At 67.6% G+C, this 16,921-nt stretch carries 13 protein-coding genes and 1 tRNA gene; 4 read left to right on the forward strand and 10 right to left on the reverse strand.

The window, feature by feature from the left end:
• Positions 1–13: 13 nt before the first annotated feature.
• From ACQY7V_RS04620 to ACQY7V_RS04645, 6 genes are all read right to left on the reverse strand, one after another.
• Positions 14–1,474 (reverse strand): glycoside-pentoside-hexuronide (GPH):cation symporter, encoded by a 1,461-nt coding sequence (locus ACQY7V_RS04620; RefSeq protein ID WP_428639122.1) that lies wholly within the window; start codon positions 1,472–1,474, stop codon positions 14–16.
• The gene (locus tag ACQY7V_RS04625; protein ID WP_320836319.1) at positions 1,465–3,891 is read right to left on the reverse strand and encodes a glycoside hydrolase family 2 protein; all 2,427 of its coding nucleotides are present in this window, start codon (positions 3,889–3,891) and stop codon (positions 1,465–1,467) included. The genes ACQY7V_RS04620 and ACQY7V_RS04625 overlap by 10 nt, the downstream gene beginning before the upstream one ends.
• The gene (locus ACQY7V_RS04630) at positions 3,888–4,478 is read right to left on the reverse strand and encodes a TetR/AcrR family transcriptional regulator (protein WP_154476080.1); all 591 of its coding nucleotides are present in this window, start codon (positions 4,476–4,478) and stop codon (positions 3,888–3,890) included. The genes ACQY7V_RS04625 and ACQY7V_RS04630 overlap by 4 nt, the downstream gene beginning before the upstream one ends.
• A gap of 309 nt (positions 4,479–4,787) precedes the next feature.
• A tRNA-Thr gene (locus tag ACQY7V_RS04635) sits at positions 4,788–4,860 on the reverse strand.
• A 60-nt stretch (positions 4,861–4,920) separates the two neighbouring features.
• Positions 4,921–5,778 carry a DsbA family protein gene (locus tag ACQY7V_RS04640; RefSeq protein ID WP_303843452.1) on the reverse strand — a complete coding sequence of 286 codons (858 nt, stop codon included), beginning with the start codon at positions 5,776–5,778 and terminating at the stop codon, positions 4,921–4,923.
• Positions 5,779–5,826: 48 nt separating this feature from the next.
• Positions 5,827–7,623 carry a serine/threonine-protein kinase gene (locus tag ACQY7V_RS04645; protein WP_428639125.1) on the reverse strand — a complete coding sequence of 599 codons (1,797 nt, stop codon included), beginning with the start codon at positions 7,621–7,623 and terminating at the stop codon, positions 5,827–5,829.
• A 203-nt stretch (positions 7,624–7,826) separates the two neighbouring features.
• On the opposite strand from ACQY7V_RS04645, the gene ACQY7V_RS04650 reads away from it, so the two are divergent.
• The 4 genes from ACQY7V_RS04650 (at position 7,827) to ACQY7V_RS04665 (ending at position 13,382) form a co-directional block, all read left to right on the forward strand.
• Positions 7,827–8,957, forward strand: coding sequence for an ABC transporter ATP-binding protein (locus tag ACQY7V_RS04650; RefSeq protein ID WP_154476076.1), 1,131 nt, complete (start codon positions 7,827–7,829; stop codon positions 8,955–8,957).
• Positions 8,958–9,081: 124 nt separating this feature from the next.
• The gene (locus ACQY7V_RS04655; protein WP_154476074.1) at positions 9,082–10,338 is read left to right on the forward strand and encodes a DUF4032 domain-containing protein; all 1,257 of its coding nucleotides are present in this window, start codon (positions 9,082–9,084) and stop codon (positions 10,336–10,338) included.
• A gap of 64 nt (positions 10,339–10,402) precedes the next feature.
• On the forward strand, positions 10,403–11,155 hold the full coding sequence (locus ACQY7V_RS04660; protein WP_303778173.1) for a glycerophosphoryl diester phosphodiesterase: 753 nt from the start codon (positions 10,403–10,405) through the stop codon (positions 11,153–11,155).
• A gap of 373 nt (positions 11,156–11,528) precedes the next feature.
• The gene (locus ACQY7V_RS04665) at positions 11,529–13,382 is read left to right on the forward strand and encodes a phosphoenolpyruvate carboxykinase (GTP) (protein WP_428639128.1); all 1,854 of its coding nucleotides are present in this window, start codon (positions 11,529–11,531) and stop codon (positions 13,380–13,382) included.
• 241 nt (positions 13,383–13,623) lie between these two features.
• On the opposite strand, the gene ACQY7V_RS04670 is transcribed toward ACQY7V_RS04665, so the two are convergent.
• From ACQY7V_RS04670 to nrdI, 4 genes are all read right to left on the reverse strand, one after another.
• The gene (locus ACQY7V_RS04670) at positions 13,624–14,331 is read right to left on the reverse strand and encodes a metal-dependent transcriptional regulator (protein ID WP_154476068.1); all 708 of its coding nucleotides are present in this window, start codon (positions 14,329–14,331) and stop codon (positions 13,624–13,626) included.
• Between the two features lie 133 nt (positions 14,332–14,464).
• On the reverse strand, positions 14,465–15,034 hold the full coding sequence (locus tag ACQY7V_RS04675) for an NADPH-dependent FMN reductase (protein WP_320836315.1): 570 nt from the start codon (positions 15,032–15,034) through the stop codon (positions 14,465–14,467).
• A gap of 73 nt (positions 15,035–15,107) precedes the next feature.
• On the reverse strand, positions 15,108–16,133 hold the full coding sequence (gene nrdF / locus ACQY7V_RS04680; protein WP_235361475.1) for a class 1b ribonucleoside-diphosphate reductase subunit beta: 1,026 nt from the start codon (positions 16,131–16,133) through the stop codon (positions 15,108–15,110).
• An 89-nt stretch (positions 16,134–16,222) separates the two neighbouring features.
• A complete protein-coding gene (gene nrdI / locus ACQY7V_RS04685; RefSeq protein ID WP_428639132.1) occupies positions 16,223–16,666 on the reverse strand; it encodes a class Ib ribonucleoside-diphosphate reductase assembly flavoprotein NrdI in 444 nt (147 codons plus the stop codon).
• Positions 16,667–16,921 lie beyond the last annotated feature (255 nt).

The following is a 16,921-nucleotide window of genomic DNA, read 5'->3' on the forward strand; positions in this document are numbered from 1 at the left end:
TTCGCTTTCCCTTTCAGTCCGTCGCCGCGTTGTCGCCCTCGATGCTCGGGGACGATGCGGCGTGCTGTTGGCCTCGACGGCCGAGAGCCTCTGAAATGCGCGCGAGTTCGGCCTCGTCGAGGCGGTAGCGGGCGCGCAGGAAGACGAGGGCGAAGACGATGCCCGCGACCGGGACGAGCATCATGAGGACGCGCAGGCCCATGAGGGTCGAGGCGCTCTGCACAGCTGCGTCCGGGTTCAGGCCGATGACGTCGATGCCGACGCCCGCGAGCAGGACCGACAGCGCCGAGGCGAGCTTGACGACGAAGGTCTGCATCGAGAAGATCACGGCCTCGTCGCGCCGCCCCGTGCGGAGCTGCCCGTAATCCACCGTGTCGGCGAGGAAGACGGTCGTGAGCACGGTCGCCAGGCCGAAGCCGATGTAGATGATGAAGGCGCACAGGGCGAGCGCCGGCACCTGCCGCACGCCGAGGAGCGAGAAGGCGAAAAGGAGGATGTAGCCGATGACCGTCGTCGAGATCGCCCCGGTGAGGATCGTCCGCGCGCTCCACCTCTTGCGCAGCAGCGGCAAGGAGGCCATCGCGAGGATCTGGCCGGCGCCGCCGACCGCCCCGAAGAGGCCGAAGAGGTCGGAGTCGCCCATGTCGTACTTGAAGAAGTACACCGCGAGCTGCGAGGTGAGGTACAGGGAGGCGTTGAAGACGACGATTCCGACGACCACGACCATCGCCTGATCGTTGGCGAAGAGGGCGCGGAACATCTCCGAGATCCTCGGGGACGAGGGCGGGACGCTGCGCCCGACGGCCCCCTCGGAGGGCCCGGTCGGGGGGAGGGCCGCCCGGGGCGCGTCCTCCTTGACCAGGGCGACCATGATGAGCTCGGCGATGATGAAGACCGCTGCGACGACGCCCGCGAGGAGGGCGAATCCGTCCCGTTCGCCCGAGCCAACCCTGACGACGACGAGCATCGTCGCGACCGTGGGCACCGCGTAGCCGACTGCGGCGCAGGTGCGCCCGATGACGGCCATCGCCTCGCGATCCTTGCCGGGCCTCGTGATCGCCGGGATCATCGACCAGAAGGGGATGTCCATCAGGGTGTAGGTGATGCCCCACAGGAAGTAGGCGACGCTCATCCAGGCGAGGAGGGCGGAGCCCTCCACCCCTTCGGGGACGGCGAACATCGCGTAGAGGACGAGGGCGTTCGTGAGGGTGCCCGTGAAGATCCAGGGGCGGAAGCGGCCCCAGCGGGTCCGGGTCTTCTCGACGATCACGCCCATGATCGGGTCGTTGAAGGCGTCGAAGACGCGCGCGGCCATCATCATGATGCCGATGAAGGCTCCCGAGGCGCCGAGGACGTCGTTGTAGAAGTAGAGGATGAAGCCCGAAACGAGGGCGTACACCATGTCCTTGCCGATCGCGCCGACGCCGTAGCCGAACCGTTTCGGCCTCGACGCGCTCGCCCCGTTCATCGCCATCCTGGCGTCTCCTTCTTCTCCACGTTGAAATCGACGACGAGCGGCTCCGCGCCCTGACACGACACCGTGAGGCGGGCCGAACCGGCCTTGCCGATCGAGCGCACGTAGGCCCCGCAGGCGCCGCCGATGAGCGGGACCGCGTCGGGTCCGACGAGCTCGGCAGCGCCCTCGACGCTGAAGCGGAGCGCCCGCTGAGCGTAGGTCCTGCGCGCGCCGAATTCGTCGACGGCCTCGATGCGGACCGTGGCCATGTCCCAGGTATCGCCGTCGACCAGGACATGCGTGTCGGCCGAGGCGCGCAGGATAAGGCGGCTGCCCGGCGCGCGCTCGCACGAGGCGATCACCTCGCCGTCCAAGACGGCCTCGAATCGCCAGACGACGGATTCGCCGCCCCAGGGGGCCATCCACCGGTTGTACAGCCGCGTCGCCTCTTCCAGGGTGAAGCGCTTGGAGGCCATGAGCCAGGCGGCCGTCAGCATGGACTTCGGGGGAAGGCCCGTCGGGCCGTGGGCGGCGGCATCCTTCAGGACGCGTTTGACCCTTTCGGCGGTGCGATGGTCGAAGCCCTCGTGGCGCTCCATGAGGTCGCCGATCGTGTCGGTGATGACGACCGGGGGATGGGGCAGGTGGGGGAAGCGCATGCGATCCGGCGTGAACTCACCGACCAGCTCGTCATTGCGGTACAGGCGCACGGCCTGCGCGTTCGTGAAGACGACGATGTCGCCTAGGGCTCCGCCCGGATGCTCGCCGATGTCCATCGTCGAGCTCGGCTCGAGCACGGTCCCTTCGGACGGGTCCTTCTGCGAGGCGTACAGGGCAGCGGCGAGCTTGGGGTTGCGGAACTGGTCCATCACTCCGTGATGGCAGACGCGGTCCCCGGAGCCGAAGTCCTTGTGAGTCTGGTAGTCGGTCAGGCACCAGCCGATCGCCCCGGCGATCCCCTCGGCCCCTGCGGCGTCGTCTTGGACGCGCGCGTGCCGCAGCGCCTGCGACAGGCGGTGCTCCTCGTCGTCGTAGGCCTTCGTGGGGAACATGTGCCCGTTGTGCTCGGACACGAAGTAGCCTTTGCCCGGATCGGGGGTGACCTTCTTCTTCGGGTCGACCCCGCGGTTCGATCCGGAGTGGATGAAGTCGTTGTAGGCGTAGACGTCTTCGCGCAGGTGCGATTTGGGGAAGTTCCTGACTCCCGTCGTGGGGCGGGTCGGATCGAGTTCCCTCGCCGCGGCGTTGGTTCGCGCGTAGAAGGCGTCGTCGTCTTGGGATTCGTTGATGCGCACGCCCCAGGCGATGATCGAGGGGTGGTTGCGCCATTGGCGGACCATGTCGATCGTGTTGCGGACGGCCCGGGTCTTCCATTCCGATCCGCCGATGTGCTGCCAGCCGGGGATCTCGGTGATGACGAGCAGGCCGATCTCGTCGCAGCGCTCGATGAAGTGGTGCGACTGGGGGTAGTGGCTGGTCCGCACGACCGTGCAGCCCAATTCGCGCTTGAGGATGTCGGCGTCGAGCCGCTGGGCCCTGGCCGGGACCGCGTATCCGAGATGCGGGTAGGACTGGTGGCGGTTCAGGCCGCGCAGGGCGAAGGGGCGTCCGTTGAGGAGGAGTCCCTCGGCGCGCCATTCGATCGTCCGGAAGCCGATCCGCAGCTCTTCGGCGTCCACTTCGCTCCCCTCGTCATCGACGAGGGCGATCGACAGGCGATACAAGTCGGGGCGGTCCGGGCTCCAGGGCGTGATGCCCCCGACCTGGAAGGAGGCGGTGAAGCGATGCTCGGACAGGGGGTGGGACTCGTCGAGGAGCCGTTCGCCCCGGGCGCTGTCGAGGGCGATGCGGAGCGACAGGCCGTCGAGCTCGCCCTCGATCTGCGCGTCGAGTCCGAGGGATCCGAGATGATCCGGGCGCGCGAAGACGTCCGCGATGCGCGCCCTGCCCGTCACCTCCAGGTGCGCTTCGCGGTAGAGCCCGCCGTAGGCGAGGTAATCGACGACTCCGCCGAAGGGCGGCTGGTCGAGGCTTTCGCGCGAGTCGAGGCGAACGGCGATCGTGTTCGTCGCCCCCGCGCGCAGGAAGGGCGTCAGGTCGAACTCTCCGGCCGTCCATCCGCACTCGTGCACGCCGACGGATTCGCCGTTGCAGAAGACCTCCGAGCGGTGGGCGGCTCCGTCGAGGATGAGTCGAACCGTCTTGCCCTCCCATTCGCGGGGGACTTCGAGTCGGCGGACGTAGCCGGACAGGAGTTGGAAGTCCGCATCGTCGAAGCAGTCGAGCGGCATCTCCTTGACCGTGTGCGGCAGGCGCACCTTCAAGAGGCGCTTGGCCGGGACGTCTTCGAGCGCCGAGGAGGTGGGCGCTCCCAGGAGGGCGTCATCCCAGTCGGGGGTGAAGCCCCATCCTTCATTCAGGGCGTAGCGTGTCATTCCCTCTCCTCGTCGTCGCCGCGGGCCGCGACCCCGAAGATGACGATGTCCACCATCTCTTCGAGGTGGTGATGCCAGTGCTCGCGCTTGAGGGGGTGGGTCAGGAGGTATTCGAATGCGCCTTCGATGAGCGCCCGGGCCATGTTCACGTCGAATCGTCTGAATTCGCCGGTTGCGATGCCGTGCTCCATCAGTCCGATCGTCGGTTCCCATTCGGTCTCCAGGCGTTGGAGCACCCGGTCGTAGACGCGCGGGTACTTCGCGGTCATCGGCGCGACTTCGCTCCAGGACAGGAGGGGGTACTGGGCGGGTTGAACCGCGATGATCCGCCGCATCTTCTCGAGGGTCGAGAGTCCTTCGTCCTCCAGGATCGCCCGTTCCGCGACCTTGACCTGGTCGAACCAGCGGTCGACCGCGCCGAGGAGGAGGTCCTCCTTGTCGCAGAAGTAGACGTAGAGGGTCTTCTTGGAGATCTTCAGTGCGGATGCGAGCTCGCTCATGGTGAAATTCGGGCCGATTTCCGTCATGAGGAGGATCGCGCCGTCGAGGCAGCGGATGCGCAGTTCTTCGGATTTGGCTCTTGGCATGGACGCCCCTAAGGAAACGCTGGAGACCTTCTTCGGTTTCCGATTGATGCAGAGATTACGCCGTCCGGGGCGGGCATTCAAGGTGGATCCGGAGAATCGGACGAGGCCGCCCGGACAGCTCGCTCCACGGGTGCTCGATCGTCCGCGCCATCGCCTCGGCCGCCCGCCGCGATTCGTCCTCGATCCCGACGCGCGCGAAGGCCGCGATTCCCAATGGCTAGCGCGATGGCTAGCACAGCGACGAAATGAGGGCGGAACGGAAGCGGCCCCGCACCCCGTTCCCCCGGGTGCGGGGCCGTTTTCCAGCGGAGCCGCCTATCGGGCTCGAACCGATGACCTGCTGTTTACAAGACAGCTGCTCTACCAACTGAGCTAAGGCGGCGACGGCACACAGTGTGCCATGACGACGCGGGCCCCGACGAATCGTCGGGGCCCGGCGCCATCACTCGGACTGAGCGGATTCCGAGCTCGGAGCCCCATCAACGGGGAGCCCCATGCCCGCCCTCAGGGAAGCCAGGATCGCCGCCGGGTCCTTCCCCGACAGTTCGATCTTCACGGAGTCGTTGTTCACGAACTCCGGGGTTCCCAGTTTGGAGCGCCCCTGGACGGGGGCGTCCCGCCATGCCTGGCTGGAAGCGGCGAGGTAGTCGGTGACGACGTTGACCGGGAAGCCGTCGGAGACGGATTCGGGCACGCCCACCTGCGAGGCGATCACCTTCACCTGCTTCCAGGAATTGTCGATGTCCTGGATGACCTCGCCCTTACCCGCTCTGAACTGCGTGGAGAAGTAGGCGAGCAGGGCATGGTGGAAGGCCGCCCAATGCTCGGGGTCCTTCTGGGCGACGATGAGCGACGCCGAGGTCGCAGGACTCATGTAGCCCAAGCCGATGGTCTGCACGGGCTGGTACTTCACGTTGTACTCGCCCTTCTGCGCACCCGCGGAGACCTGCGCGCCGATCAGCACGTCGATATCGGCGCAAGCATGGCAGGAGTAGTCGAAGTACTCGGTGAGAGTCGGCAGGGACTCATCGATCTTGCCGACCCCGAGGTGCGAGTACAGGATCGGCTCGCCCGAGGCGTAGTCGCCCAGGACGGCGACCGGATCGGCCGTCAGCGCCTCGGACTTCTTCGCGATCTGCCGGGAGATGACGATCGCCACCGTCGCCACCACCGCGAGGACGACCACGACGACGATCGAGATGATGATCGCCCTCGTCCGCCGGTCCGCCTTCTCCTGGGCTTCACGCAGCTGCTGCGCCTTCATCCGCACGGGATCGTCGAGAGTTCTCTTGGAGGCCATCGGCCCTCCTTCCATTGCATTGCCATCGTCAGAGTAGCCGGAGGAGCTTCAGGCCGCCGCCCCGGCGATGCCCCCTGTGAGAAGAATCCACGTCGCGAATACGACACCCGCGCACGCGAGGACGACGAGGGCGCGCATCCACCAGCCCCGCAGCACCGCCCTCGTGAATCGGCCCGCGCCGTCGCGCAGATCGACGGCGGAGGGCATGCACCAGGCGAGCAGCAAGCCGCCCCAGCTCACCAGCCAGGCCCCTGCCGCGCCGAACGGGTCCGCGATGATCCCGGTGCCGATGGTGGCCTTCGGGGATGTCACGAGGGAGGGGATCATCTGCCACATCGGGTCGCCGGTCGAGGCGTAGGAGTTGAGGACCCACGCCCCGTAGGGGACGAGGAAGCCGAGTGCGAGGGAGAGTGCGAGACCGGCGGCGGCCCTGAGCAGCATGAGGGGCGAAGCGGCGATCATCGCCGCGGTGTCCGAGGCCCGCTTCGCCCCGGCCTTGCAGCGCCGGCGCTCTCGGCGCCTCAGGCAGGCCCCCGCGAAGGCGACGACGAGCAGGAGTCCGAGGACGAGGAGGGTCCCCGAAGCCCCCATGAGGATCGGGAGCATCCCCAGGGGCATGAGGAGCGCCGGGCCGAGGACCCAGGGGACCCGGGGGAAGTTGGGAAGGTACCCGGCGTCGAGGGTGTACGGGGATGCCGCGGAGTCCTCGTACACGGCGACGGAAAGGGGCGCGTAGAGTGCGCCGCCGACTGGGGGAGCGCCCGGGTGAGGATTCGACTGGAAGGGGGCGCCCTCCGGCGCGCTCGGGTACTGCGCTTGCGGCCAGGGCGCGCCCGCCGCCGCATAGCTATCGGAAGGCACCACCGGGGGCGGGGCGAGCGGTGCGACCCGGGTTCCGAGCGGAACCGTGACATCCGCGGTCGGCATCGCTTTCGTACGCGCGAGGGGGGGCTCCGGCGAAGGCGGCGGCGCGATCACCTGAGTGCGCGCACGATCGGCTTCATCGGCGAAGAGGGCCGCCCAGTCGAGATCGTCGGAGTCGAGGGCGCCCTGGGGCAGGCCGAAGGCCGCCACGAGCTCCTCGACGATCTCGTCGACTCCGGGCCGGGCGCTCGCATCCGGCGACAGCGCCAGGCGCAGAACGGGGTCGACCCGCGGGTCGACCCCGGCGAGATCGGCCTCCCCGGTGAGCACCCGCATGATGACGCCTTGGACGTCCCCCGTCCCGTAGGGCGGGCGCCCCGTCGAAGCGGCCAGGAGGGTCGCCGTCCACGCCCACCAATCGGAGGCGTCATCGGCCTCCTGGGCGCGCAGGAGCTCGGGAGCCGTGTAGCCCGCGGTGCCCGACACCAGGCCGGTGCGCGTGAAGTGCTCGTCCCCATCGGTCATCGCGATGCCGAAGTCGATGAGGACCGGGCCGTCGAGCGAGCAGATGATGTTCGAGGGCTTGATGTCGCGGTGGACGATCCGCGCCTCGTGAACCGCTTCGACCGTCCGGGCAAGATCCATCGCCAGGGCGGCCACCGCCTGCGGCGACAGCGGGCCCTGGGCGAGCAGGGACGCCAGCGTCGGCCCTTCGACGAACTCGGTCGCGATGAAGGGCTGGCTCGCCTCCGTTTCGATGTCGACCACGTGCGCGACGCGGTCCGAGCGCACCGAGTTCACCGTCGCGGCTTCGCGTTCGAGCCTGCGGCGCGCCGCTTCGTCGGCCGCGAGGGCGGGATGGACGAGTTTGAGGGCGACTTTCGAACCGCCGCCGTCCTCGGCGAGCCACACGGTGCCCGCACCGCCCGACCCGAGTCGGCGCACCAGGGCGTAGCCGCCGATCTCATCCCCCGCATTCACGCCCCAAGCCTACAAGCGGGAGGCGCCTTCCCCTCGGGGAGGGCTCGGGGCCGCGTGTCGGGACTCACATGCACCCTCGCCCCGCGGGTGATAGGTTGAGCACGGTCGCACAACGTTGGGCGGCCGTCGGCGACGCCGCCGACTGACAATGGACCCACTCGGATCGTCCGGCACGTACCTGCCGGTGGGAAGGAATAGAGAACATGGCAACCGTCACCTTCGACAAGGCCACCCGCATCTACCCGGGCAATGACAAGCCCTCGGTCGACCAGCTCGACCTCAAGATCGAGGACGGCGAGTTCCTCGTCCTCGTCGGCCCCTCCGGCTGCGGCAAGTCGACCTCGCTCCGCATGCTCGCCGGCCTCGAGGACGTCAACGCCGGCCGCATCTTCATCGGCGACAAGGACGTCACGGACGTCCCCCCGAAGAACCGCGACATCGCGATGGTCTTCCAGAACTACGCCCTCTACCCGCACATGACGGTCCGCGAGAACATGGGCTTCGCCCTCAAGATCGCCGGCACCCCCAAGGACGAGATCAACCGCCGCGTTGACGAGGCTGCCAAGATCCTCGACCTGGAGCCCTATCTCGACCGCAAGCCGAAGGCCCTCTCGGGCGGCCAGCGCCAGCGCGTCGCCATGGGCCGCGCGATCGTCCGCAAGCCGCAGGTCTTCCTCATGGACGAGCCGCTGTCGAACCTCGACGCCAAGCTCCGCGTCCAGACCCGCACCCAGATCGCCTCGCTCCAGCGCGAGCTCGGCGTCACCACCGTGTACGTCACGCACGACCAGACCGAGGCCCTCACGATGGGCGACCGCATCGCGGTCCTCAACAACGGCCTCCTCCAGCAGGTCGGCACCCCGCAGGAGATGTACGAGCGCCCCGCCAACGACTTCGTCGCGGGCTTCATCGGCTCCCCGGCCATGAATCTCGGCAAGTTCGACGTCGAGGGCGGCGTCGCGATCCTCGGCCCGGCCCGCGTGCCGCTCTCGCAGGCGACCCTCGACGCCCTCACCCCCGAGGACGGCGGGAAGATCACGATCGGCTTCCGCCCCGAGGGCCTCGAGCTCGTCTCCTCCGAGGTCGAGAACACGATCCCGATCGAGGTCGACTTCGTCGAGGAGCTCGGCTCGGACGCGTACATCTACGGCCACCTCGCCGGAGCGGACGCCGCGCACGGCCTCGGCTCGAGCGAGGAGGGCTCGGCCAAGCAGCTCATCGTCCGCGTCGCCCCGCGCACGGCTCCCGGCCGCGGCGGCGTGGTCCACGCCCGCATCCTGCCCGGTCAGCAGCACAACTTCTCCGCTTCGACGGGCATGCGCCTTCCGGAGTGATGCGCGTCTGAACGCGGCTTCACCCTTGCGGCCCCGTCCTCGATTCACGAGGGCGGGGCCGGCCCGTATCCGGGCTCGCGATCTGCGATGACCGCATGGGGCCCGCAGATGAGACAATGGCGTCATGCCTGAAGCTCTGGAGATCATGGCCGCAACGGTCGATCCGGCCCTCCTCGACCTCCCCTGGGAGGTCGCCCTCGAGGAATGGCCCGATTCCCTGCTCGCCGCCCTGCCCCGAGGGATCTCACGGCACATCGTCCGCTTCGTTGAGCTCTCCGACCGCGTCATCGCCGTCAAGGAGATCGGGCCGAGCGTCGCCCACCACGAATACGAGATGCTCCGCGACCTGTCGAGGCTCGATGCGCCCTCGGTCCTGCCCACGGCCGTCATCACCGGACGGCGAACCCCCTCGGGCGAGGAGCTCAACGCCGTCCTCGTCACCGAGCACCTCCAGTTCTCACTCCCCTACCGCGCGCTCTTCAGCCGCCACATGACCCCGGACACCGCGACCCGCTTGATCGACGCGTTGGCGGTCCTCCTCGTGCGCCTCCATCTCCTCGGCTTCTACTGGGGCGATGTCTCCTTGTCGAACACCCTCTTCCGCAGGGACGCCGGCGCTTTCTCCGCCTACCTCGTCGATGCCGAGACCGGTGAGCTGCATCCGGCGCTCACCCGGGGTCAGCGCGAATACGATGTCGATCTCGCCCGCACGAACATCATCGGCGAGCTCATGGACCTCCAGGCCGGCACTTTCTTCCCCGAGGACGCCGACCCCATCGAGATCGGCGATCGCATCCGCACCCGCTACGAGGACCTGTGGACCGAGCTCACGGGCACGGAAACCATCGAGGCGGATCAGAAGTGGAAGGTCTCCCGGCGCATCGAGCGCCTCAACGATCTCGGCTTCGACGTCGCCGAGCTCAAGATGTCCTCGGTCGCCGGAACCGCGCAGCTGCGCATCCAGCCGAAGGTCGTCGACGCGGGGCACCACCACCGCAAGCTCATGCGCTTGACCGGCATGGACGTCGGGGAGAACCAGGCCCGGCGCCTGCTCAACGACATCGAAACCTACCGGGCCACGAGCGCCAATCCCGCCATGCCGCTCGAACTCGCGGCGCACGAATGGCTCGCCACGGTCTTCGAGCCCGTCATCGCCGCGATCCCGCCTGAACTCGGTCGCAAGCTCGAGCCCGCCCAGGTGTTCCACGAGTTCCTCGAGCACCGCTGGTACCTGGCTCAGCAGGCCGGGCATGATCTTCCGCTGGACGAGGTCATCGCCTCCTACGTCGAGAAGGTTCTGCCGACGAAGCGCGATGAGGCGATCTTCATCGCCCAGGAGGGCGACGCCCCCACTCCTGCGAGCCATCCGGACCTGTGGTGACTTCCCGTCACCGCTCGCCCGGCCTCGCGCCGATCTTCACACACCCCGGACGATAAGGACGATCATGACCGGATTCCCCCGTATTTACGCTCATCGGGGAGCCTCCTCCCTCGCTCCCGAGAACACCATCGCCTCCTTCTCCAAGGCATGGGAGGTCGGGGCGACCTGGTTCGAGTTCGATGTCGACGTCATCGCCGACGGGACCCTCATCGTCATACACGATGACACCCTCGATCGGACGACCAGCGGCGAGGGCGGGTACTACGGCCTCACGTACTCGGACATCCGCAAGCTCGACGCGGGCCGTTGGTTCTCGGATACGTACCGCCTTGAGCGCATTCCCGAGGCCGCGGATGTCATCTCCTTCGCCAACGGGCAGCACATGGGCATGAACCTCGAGATCAAGCCGTGTTACGGCGGGCTCGAGCTGCGCAAGACCCTCGTTGAGAACCTCTCGGTCGCCATCGACGCGGTCGCTGATCCCTCCCGTCTCATCGTGTCGTCCTTCGATCATGAGATCCTCAAGGACTTCCACGAGGCGCGCCCCCGGGTCGCCCTGGGGTGGCTCTTCGAGCGCGAGGATCAGCCCGGCCCCACCTGGCAGGAGGGCGCCGCTGCTCTCGGGTGCCGCGCGATCCACCCCGACGATACGGGGCTCACGCGCGAGGAGGTCGCCGAGATGCGCGATGCGGGATTCGAGGTCAACGTCTGGACCGTGAACGATCTCGATCGTGCGCGCGAGCTCGCCGATTGGGGGGTCGCCGGCATCTTCACCGATCGGCCGCAGGACTTCCCCGCCGAGGCGCTCGCCCGTTGAGGCGCCCGCTCTGAGGCGGCACGCCCGTTCTGGGCCCGCCCGCACTGAGGCGGCCCGCCCACTTAAGGGGCGGCCCCGGCTGAAGCGCCCCGCTTGAGGCGCTCTTCCCGCCCGGGGAGGGCCGCGGCTCCGCTCGACGAAGGCATCGCACCGCCCGTGAGGGGCCGCCTGAGGAGGCGGCCCCTCACGGCGTTTCTCACCACCCCTTCATGACCTTCGGTCCTTGCGCGTCTTCCCCGTTCCCTCCGAGGGGCGCCCGAAGCTGCACCCCTTCAAAACTTCGTTGGCACGTATTTCATTCTTCGTCATGACGTAGTTAAGCTGTGGGGCCAGGAGAGCACGATCGGCGTGCCGCCCGACAGGAGGAGACTCAATGGACCTGACGACCATCCGACACAGCCTCGACCACGGCAGGGTCGACAACCCCGCCATCCGCGCATTCGTCGAGGAATGGGCACTGCTCACCGCACCGGAGCGCATCGAGATCATCAGCGCCGAGGACGACGCCCGCCTCCTCGCCGAGGCCCTCGACGCCGGAGAAGTCCTCCCGGCGGGCCCCGGACGCTACTACACGCGCTCCCACCCCAAGGACACGGCCCGCTCCGAAGGGCGCACCGTGGTCGCCACATCGGACCCCGCGGACAAGGGCCTCTACAACAACTGGCGCCCCGCATCAGAGGTGCTCGCCGCACAGCGCGAGCGAGTCGCAGGGGCCCTCGCGGGCAAGACGATGTACGTCATCCCCTACCTCATGGCGGTCCCCGGCTCGCCCCTGGCCCCCTACGCCGCGGGCGTCCAGATCACCGACAACCGCGTCGTCGTCCTCCAGATGATCCGCATGGCGCGAGTCGGCCTCCACCTCTTCGACGGACTCGACGACCCGTCCTTCTTCGTCCGCGCCGTCCACGTGACCGGCGACCTCGACACCCTCGGCCAGGGCACGGACGAGGATCGCCGCCTCTTCGCCACCATCGCCGATCAGCGCCTCATCATCCACTACGGCTCCTCCTACGGCGGCAACGCCCTCCTGGGGAAGATCGCCCACTCCCTGCGCCAATCCGCCTACGACGGATGGAAGTCCGGGAAGTTCCTCGCCGAGCAGTTCATGCTCCTCGGAATCGTGGACACGCACACGGGGCGCACCTACCACGTCTGCGGCGGATTCCCCTCAGCCTCGGGGAAGACGAACCTCGCAATGACCCTGCCGCCCGACGCCCTCGGCGAGCGCTACCGCGTCGAGTTCTACGGCGATGACATCACCTGGCTGTGGGCCGGCGAGGACGGTCGGCTCTACGGGATGAACTCCGAGAACGGTGTCTTCGGCGTCGCGAAGGACACGAACGAGGAGACGAACCCCGCCGCCCTGTCGGCGATCCGCGAGGGGAGCGGCGTCCTCTTCACGAACGTCGCCTACAACGAGCGCACCCAGGAGGTCTGGTGGGAGGGGCGCACGCCCGAGCCGCCGAGCGACCTCGACGGATGGCTCGACTGGACGGGAGCGCCGATCAGCGAACGGGGCGAAGAGGACAAAGACCTGCCCTGGGCGCACCCGAACAGCCGTTTCGCGACCGCCCTCGGCAATGTCGCGACCGTCGCCGCCGACGCCTCCCTTCCGACGGGCGTGCCGATCGACGCCGTCATCTTCGGCGGACGCACACGGGACCGCGAGCCCCTCATCCGCGCCATGAGGGACATCGCCGAGGGGGTCTACGACGGGCTCACCCTCGGCGCCGAGGCGACCTTCGCGGCCGAGGGCGTCGAGGGCCAGCTGCGCTACGACCCGATGTCGATGCGCCCCTTCATGTCCTATTCCGAGGGCGACTACGCCGCCCACTGGCTCAAGATCCTCGGCGGGCTCAGCAAACCCCCGGTCTTCGCGCACGTCAACTGGTTCCAGCGCGATCCCGACGACGGGCGCTTCCTCTGGCCCGGATACCGCGAGAACCTGCGCGCCCTCCTGTGGCTCATGGATTTCCAAGACGGCACCGCGTCGGGGACGCGCACGCCGGTGGGCACGATCCCGACGGCCGCGGAGCTTGATCGCACGGGCCTCGAGGTGCCGGAGGAGGACATCGCCCGACTCCTCAGCATCGATGTCGAGCGTTGGAAGCAGGAGATGGGCTTCCGCGCCGAGCACCTCGGAGGATTCGAGAATCTCCCCTCATCGATCCGCGAGGTTCACACGCGGATCGATGAGGAACTGCGGGCGGTGACGGACCGCGGATGATGAACTGAGCGCGCGACCCCGGGTCGGCGGGCGGCTGCACACGGACGAGCCCCCGCCGGCCCGGCCTCATCGGAAAGGCGCGACGACGAGGGCGGAGCGGACGGACGGCAGGCGAGGAAGGGGCGGACGGGCGGAGCACGATGGCGCCAGCCGGAAGGAAGGCCGAGCGCGCGATGAGGTCAGCGGAAAGGAGGCGGAGCAGGACGGGCCGGACGGGCGTCAGCAGCGGATGACGGGCGAATCAGCGCTTCGGGGCCCGCTCGTCGAGCATCGAGACCCAGACGGCCCTCGCGGCCGCCATCCCGAAGGAGACCTCCTCCTGGGCTCCCCGCAGGCTCAGCGCCACGGCCTCCGAATAGGGCGGCGCCTCGCGCAGGACCGCCTCTGCCCCGTACACGATGCCGCGTTCGGCGAGGAAGCGGACGAGGTCGGGATCGTCATCGGCGATGCGCTCGACGCGCAGCGCGCCCCCCTCCGAAGCGGAGCGGGCGGCTTCGGCGAGCAGGAGCGCTCCGAGCCGCGGGACGGAGCCGTCGGCGCGCGGGATCGGGTCGCCGTGAGGATCGCGCTCGGGTCGGCCCAGCTGAGCGTCGATCCGCTCGATCATGAAATCGGAGACCGCGTGCTCGAGGACCTCGGCCTCCTCATGCACCTGATCCGCGCGGTAGCCGAGGGTTTCAACGAGGAATGCCTCGATGAGGCGATGGCGGCGCACCATCGCAAGGGCGATCGCCAGCCCCTTCTCCGTCAGGGCGACCGCCCCGTAGGGGGCGTGGGTGAGGTAGCCCTGCTCGGCGAGCCTGCGGATCGCGTCGGAGGCCGTGGACAGGCGCACCCCGACTTTGGCCGCGACGGTCGTCGCGGTGACCGCCTCATCAGACCACTCCCCCAGGGTCCACACCGCCTTGAGGTAGTTCTGATTGCTCGCCGACACCTGAGAGAAGACCATGGTGACAGGCTATCAATCGGCATTGACCGACCGGGCTCTGGACGGCCGCACGTCCCGCACCCTGTTGCGAAGCGCTCTTCGCGACCTCGATCGCGTTCGATGGCGCCGGTGCGCGAAGTCGTGCGGACGGGCCTCAGCGGCTCGCCGTCTGCTCCACGAGGGCGGCGAATCGCTTGACGTAGTCGCGCAGAAATTCGACGGTGCTCTCGTCCCTGAACCCTCCTTCCGGAAAGAGGAGTTCGTGCGATCCGCCGAGGAAGACCTCCGGCTGGCCCGGCATCGGCATGTCGAAGTAGGACAGCGCGAGTCGAAGGTTCTTCTGAGCACTGTATCCGCCCAGGCGTCCTATGGAATGACTGATGATCCCGGCGGGCAGATTCTTCCACGCAACATCCCCGGTCGGTTTCGAGGCGACATCCACCGCATTCTTCAGGCAGGCGGGAATCGTGCGATTGTTCTCGGGCGTGACGAAGAGGACGCCGTCGCTCTCCTTGATCGCACGTCGGAACTCGAGGTAGGGCTCGGGAACCCGGAGGCTCGCGACCGAAGGATCGTCGTAGTCGAAGTTGTACAGGGGAAGATGCGCGATATCGACGTTTCGCGTTTCGAAGCCCTCGGGGAAGAAGGGGATGACCTCTTCGGCGATCCTTCGAGCGAGGGATCCCCTTCTCAGGCTGCCGACGATGATGGCGACTGTGTGCATGATGCCTTTCCTTTCGGCCTTTCTTCGCAGGACGCTTCTCGTCCCGCGCTCCTGGAGCGGCCGCCTCGCTGCCCTAGAACTCCCAGTCCTCGTCGCTCGTCTCCTCGGCGGTGCCGATGACGTAGGAGGAGCCCGAACCGGAGAAGAAGTCGTGGTTCTCATCGGCGCCGGGGGCGAGGGCGGCGAGGATCTCGGCCTTCACCTCGGTCTCCTCGGGGGAGAAACGCGCAGGGTATCCGAGGTTCATCAATGCCTTGTTCGCGTTGTAGCGCACGAAGACGGCGACGTCGTCCATGAGCCCGAGCGGTTCGTAGAGGGCGCCCGAATAGCTCATTTCGAGGTCGTAGAGGTCTTCGAGGAGCGAGTAGGTGAAGTCGCGCATCGCCTCCCGCTCCTCGGGATCGTGCGCTTCGAGTCCCCGTTGGTACTTGTACCCCGAGTAGTAGCCGTGAACGGCCTTGTCCCTGAGGATGAGGCGGATCATGTCGGCCGTGTTCATGAGCTTGGCCCGCACGGAGAAGTGGAGGGGCAGGTAGAAGCCCGCATAGAGGAGGAGGGAGGACAGAAGCGTCGCGGAGACTTTGCGTTTGAGGGGGTCGTCCCCGTAGTAGTGGCGCAGGACGGTCTTCGCCCTCAGTTGAAGCAGGTCGTTGCCGACGGCCCATTCGTAGGCCGCATCGATCTCCTCGGTGCTGCACAGCGTGGAGAAGATGGAGGAGTAGGAGCGCGCATGAACGGCCTGCATGAAGGCGATGTTCGTGTACACGGCCTCCTCGTGCTCGGTGCGCGCGTCCTGGATCTGACTGACCTCCCCGACGGTGGCCTGAACCGTGTCGAGCATGGTGAGCCCCGTGAAGACGCGCATCGTGAGGGTGCGCTCCTCCTGCGTCATCGCGTTCCACGAGGGGAGGTCATTGGACAGGGGGACCTTTTCGGGAAGCCAGAAGTTGGAGGTGAGGCGGTTCCAGACCTCGTGGTCCTTCGGATCATCGACGCGGTTCCAGTTGATGGGGCGCAGCCTGGCTTCGGGATCGCGCCGGAAGCGCGGGGGCGTGACGGATCGCTCGGTGATGGGAGTCGGGGTGCTTGATCTGTTCATGATGCCTTTCGTCGGTTCGTTACTCGTGGTTGTCCGCCCTCGTTCATTCGAGGGCTTCGTCTGCGCATCGCGATGAGGCGGCGTTCGCGTCATCGTCCTTCGATCTCGGCCCAGAAGCGGTCGAGGCCGGCATCGACCCGTGCGACATCGCGATCGGTGCCGAGGAGCTCGAATCGGTAGAGTTCGGGGACTTTGCACTTGGCTGCGATGATCGGGCCGGAGATGCAGTAGTGCTCGCCGAAGTTGGTATTGCCCCCCGTGATGACGCCGCGCAGGAGGGAGCGGTTGTGCGGATCGTTGAGGAAGAGGCCGACTTGCTTGGGCACGGCTTGAGTCTTGTCCCCTCCCCCGTAGGACGGGACGATGAGGACGTAGGGGCGGCCGACCCGCAAGAGGCCCTCGACACGGGGCCTGAGGGGGATGCGGACTGCGGGGCGTTTGAGTCTTTCGACGAAGCGCTTGGTGTTCTCGGAGGCGGAGGAGAAATAGACGAGGTCGGGGGATTCCTCGGGGGAGAGTTCGCGGATGGGCAGGGAGGGGAGCAGTTCGAGGAGTCGGGCTGGCACGCAGATCCTTTCAACGGGAGGCGGGTGTCTTCGACCACGAGATCTTGTGGGCGCTCGATGTTCAAAGCACCATATCTAGTGGATACGATAGCCCACTGTTTCGAACTACGCCAAGACGTAACTTCTCTTCTCGTCCTTCGCTGGCACGCCCTCGATCTGCGGCAGCCAGCGCACTCCTTAGACGGATGCAGAAAGGGGCGCCTGGACTCCGACGAGTCAGAT

It is taken from the genome of Schaalia sp., assembly GCF_050312375.1.
GTDB lineage: Bacteria > Actinomycetota > Actinomycetes > Actinomycetales > Actinomycetaceae > Pauljensenia > Pauljensenia hyovaginalis.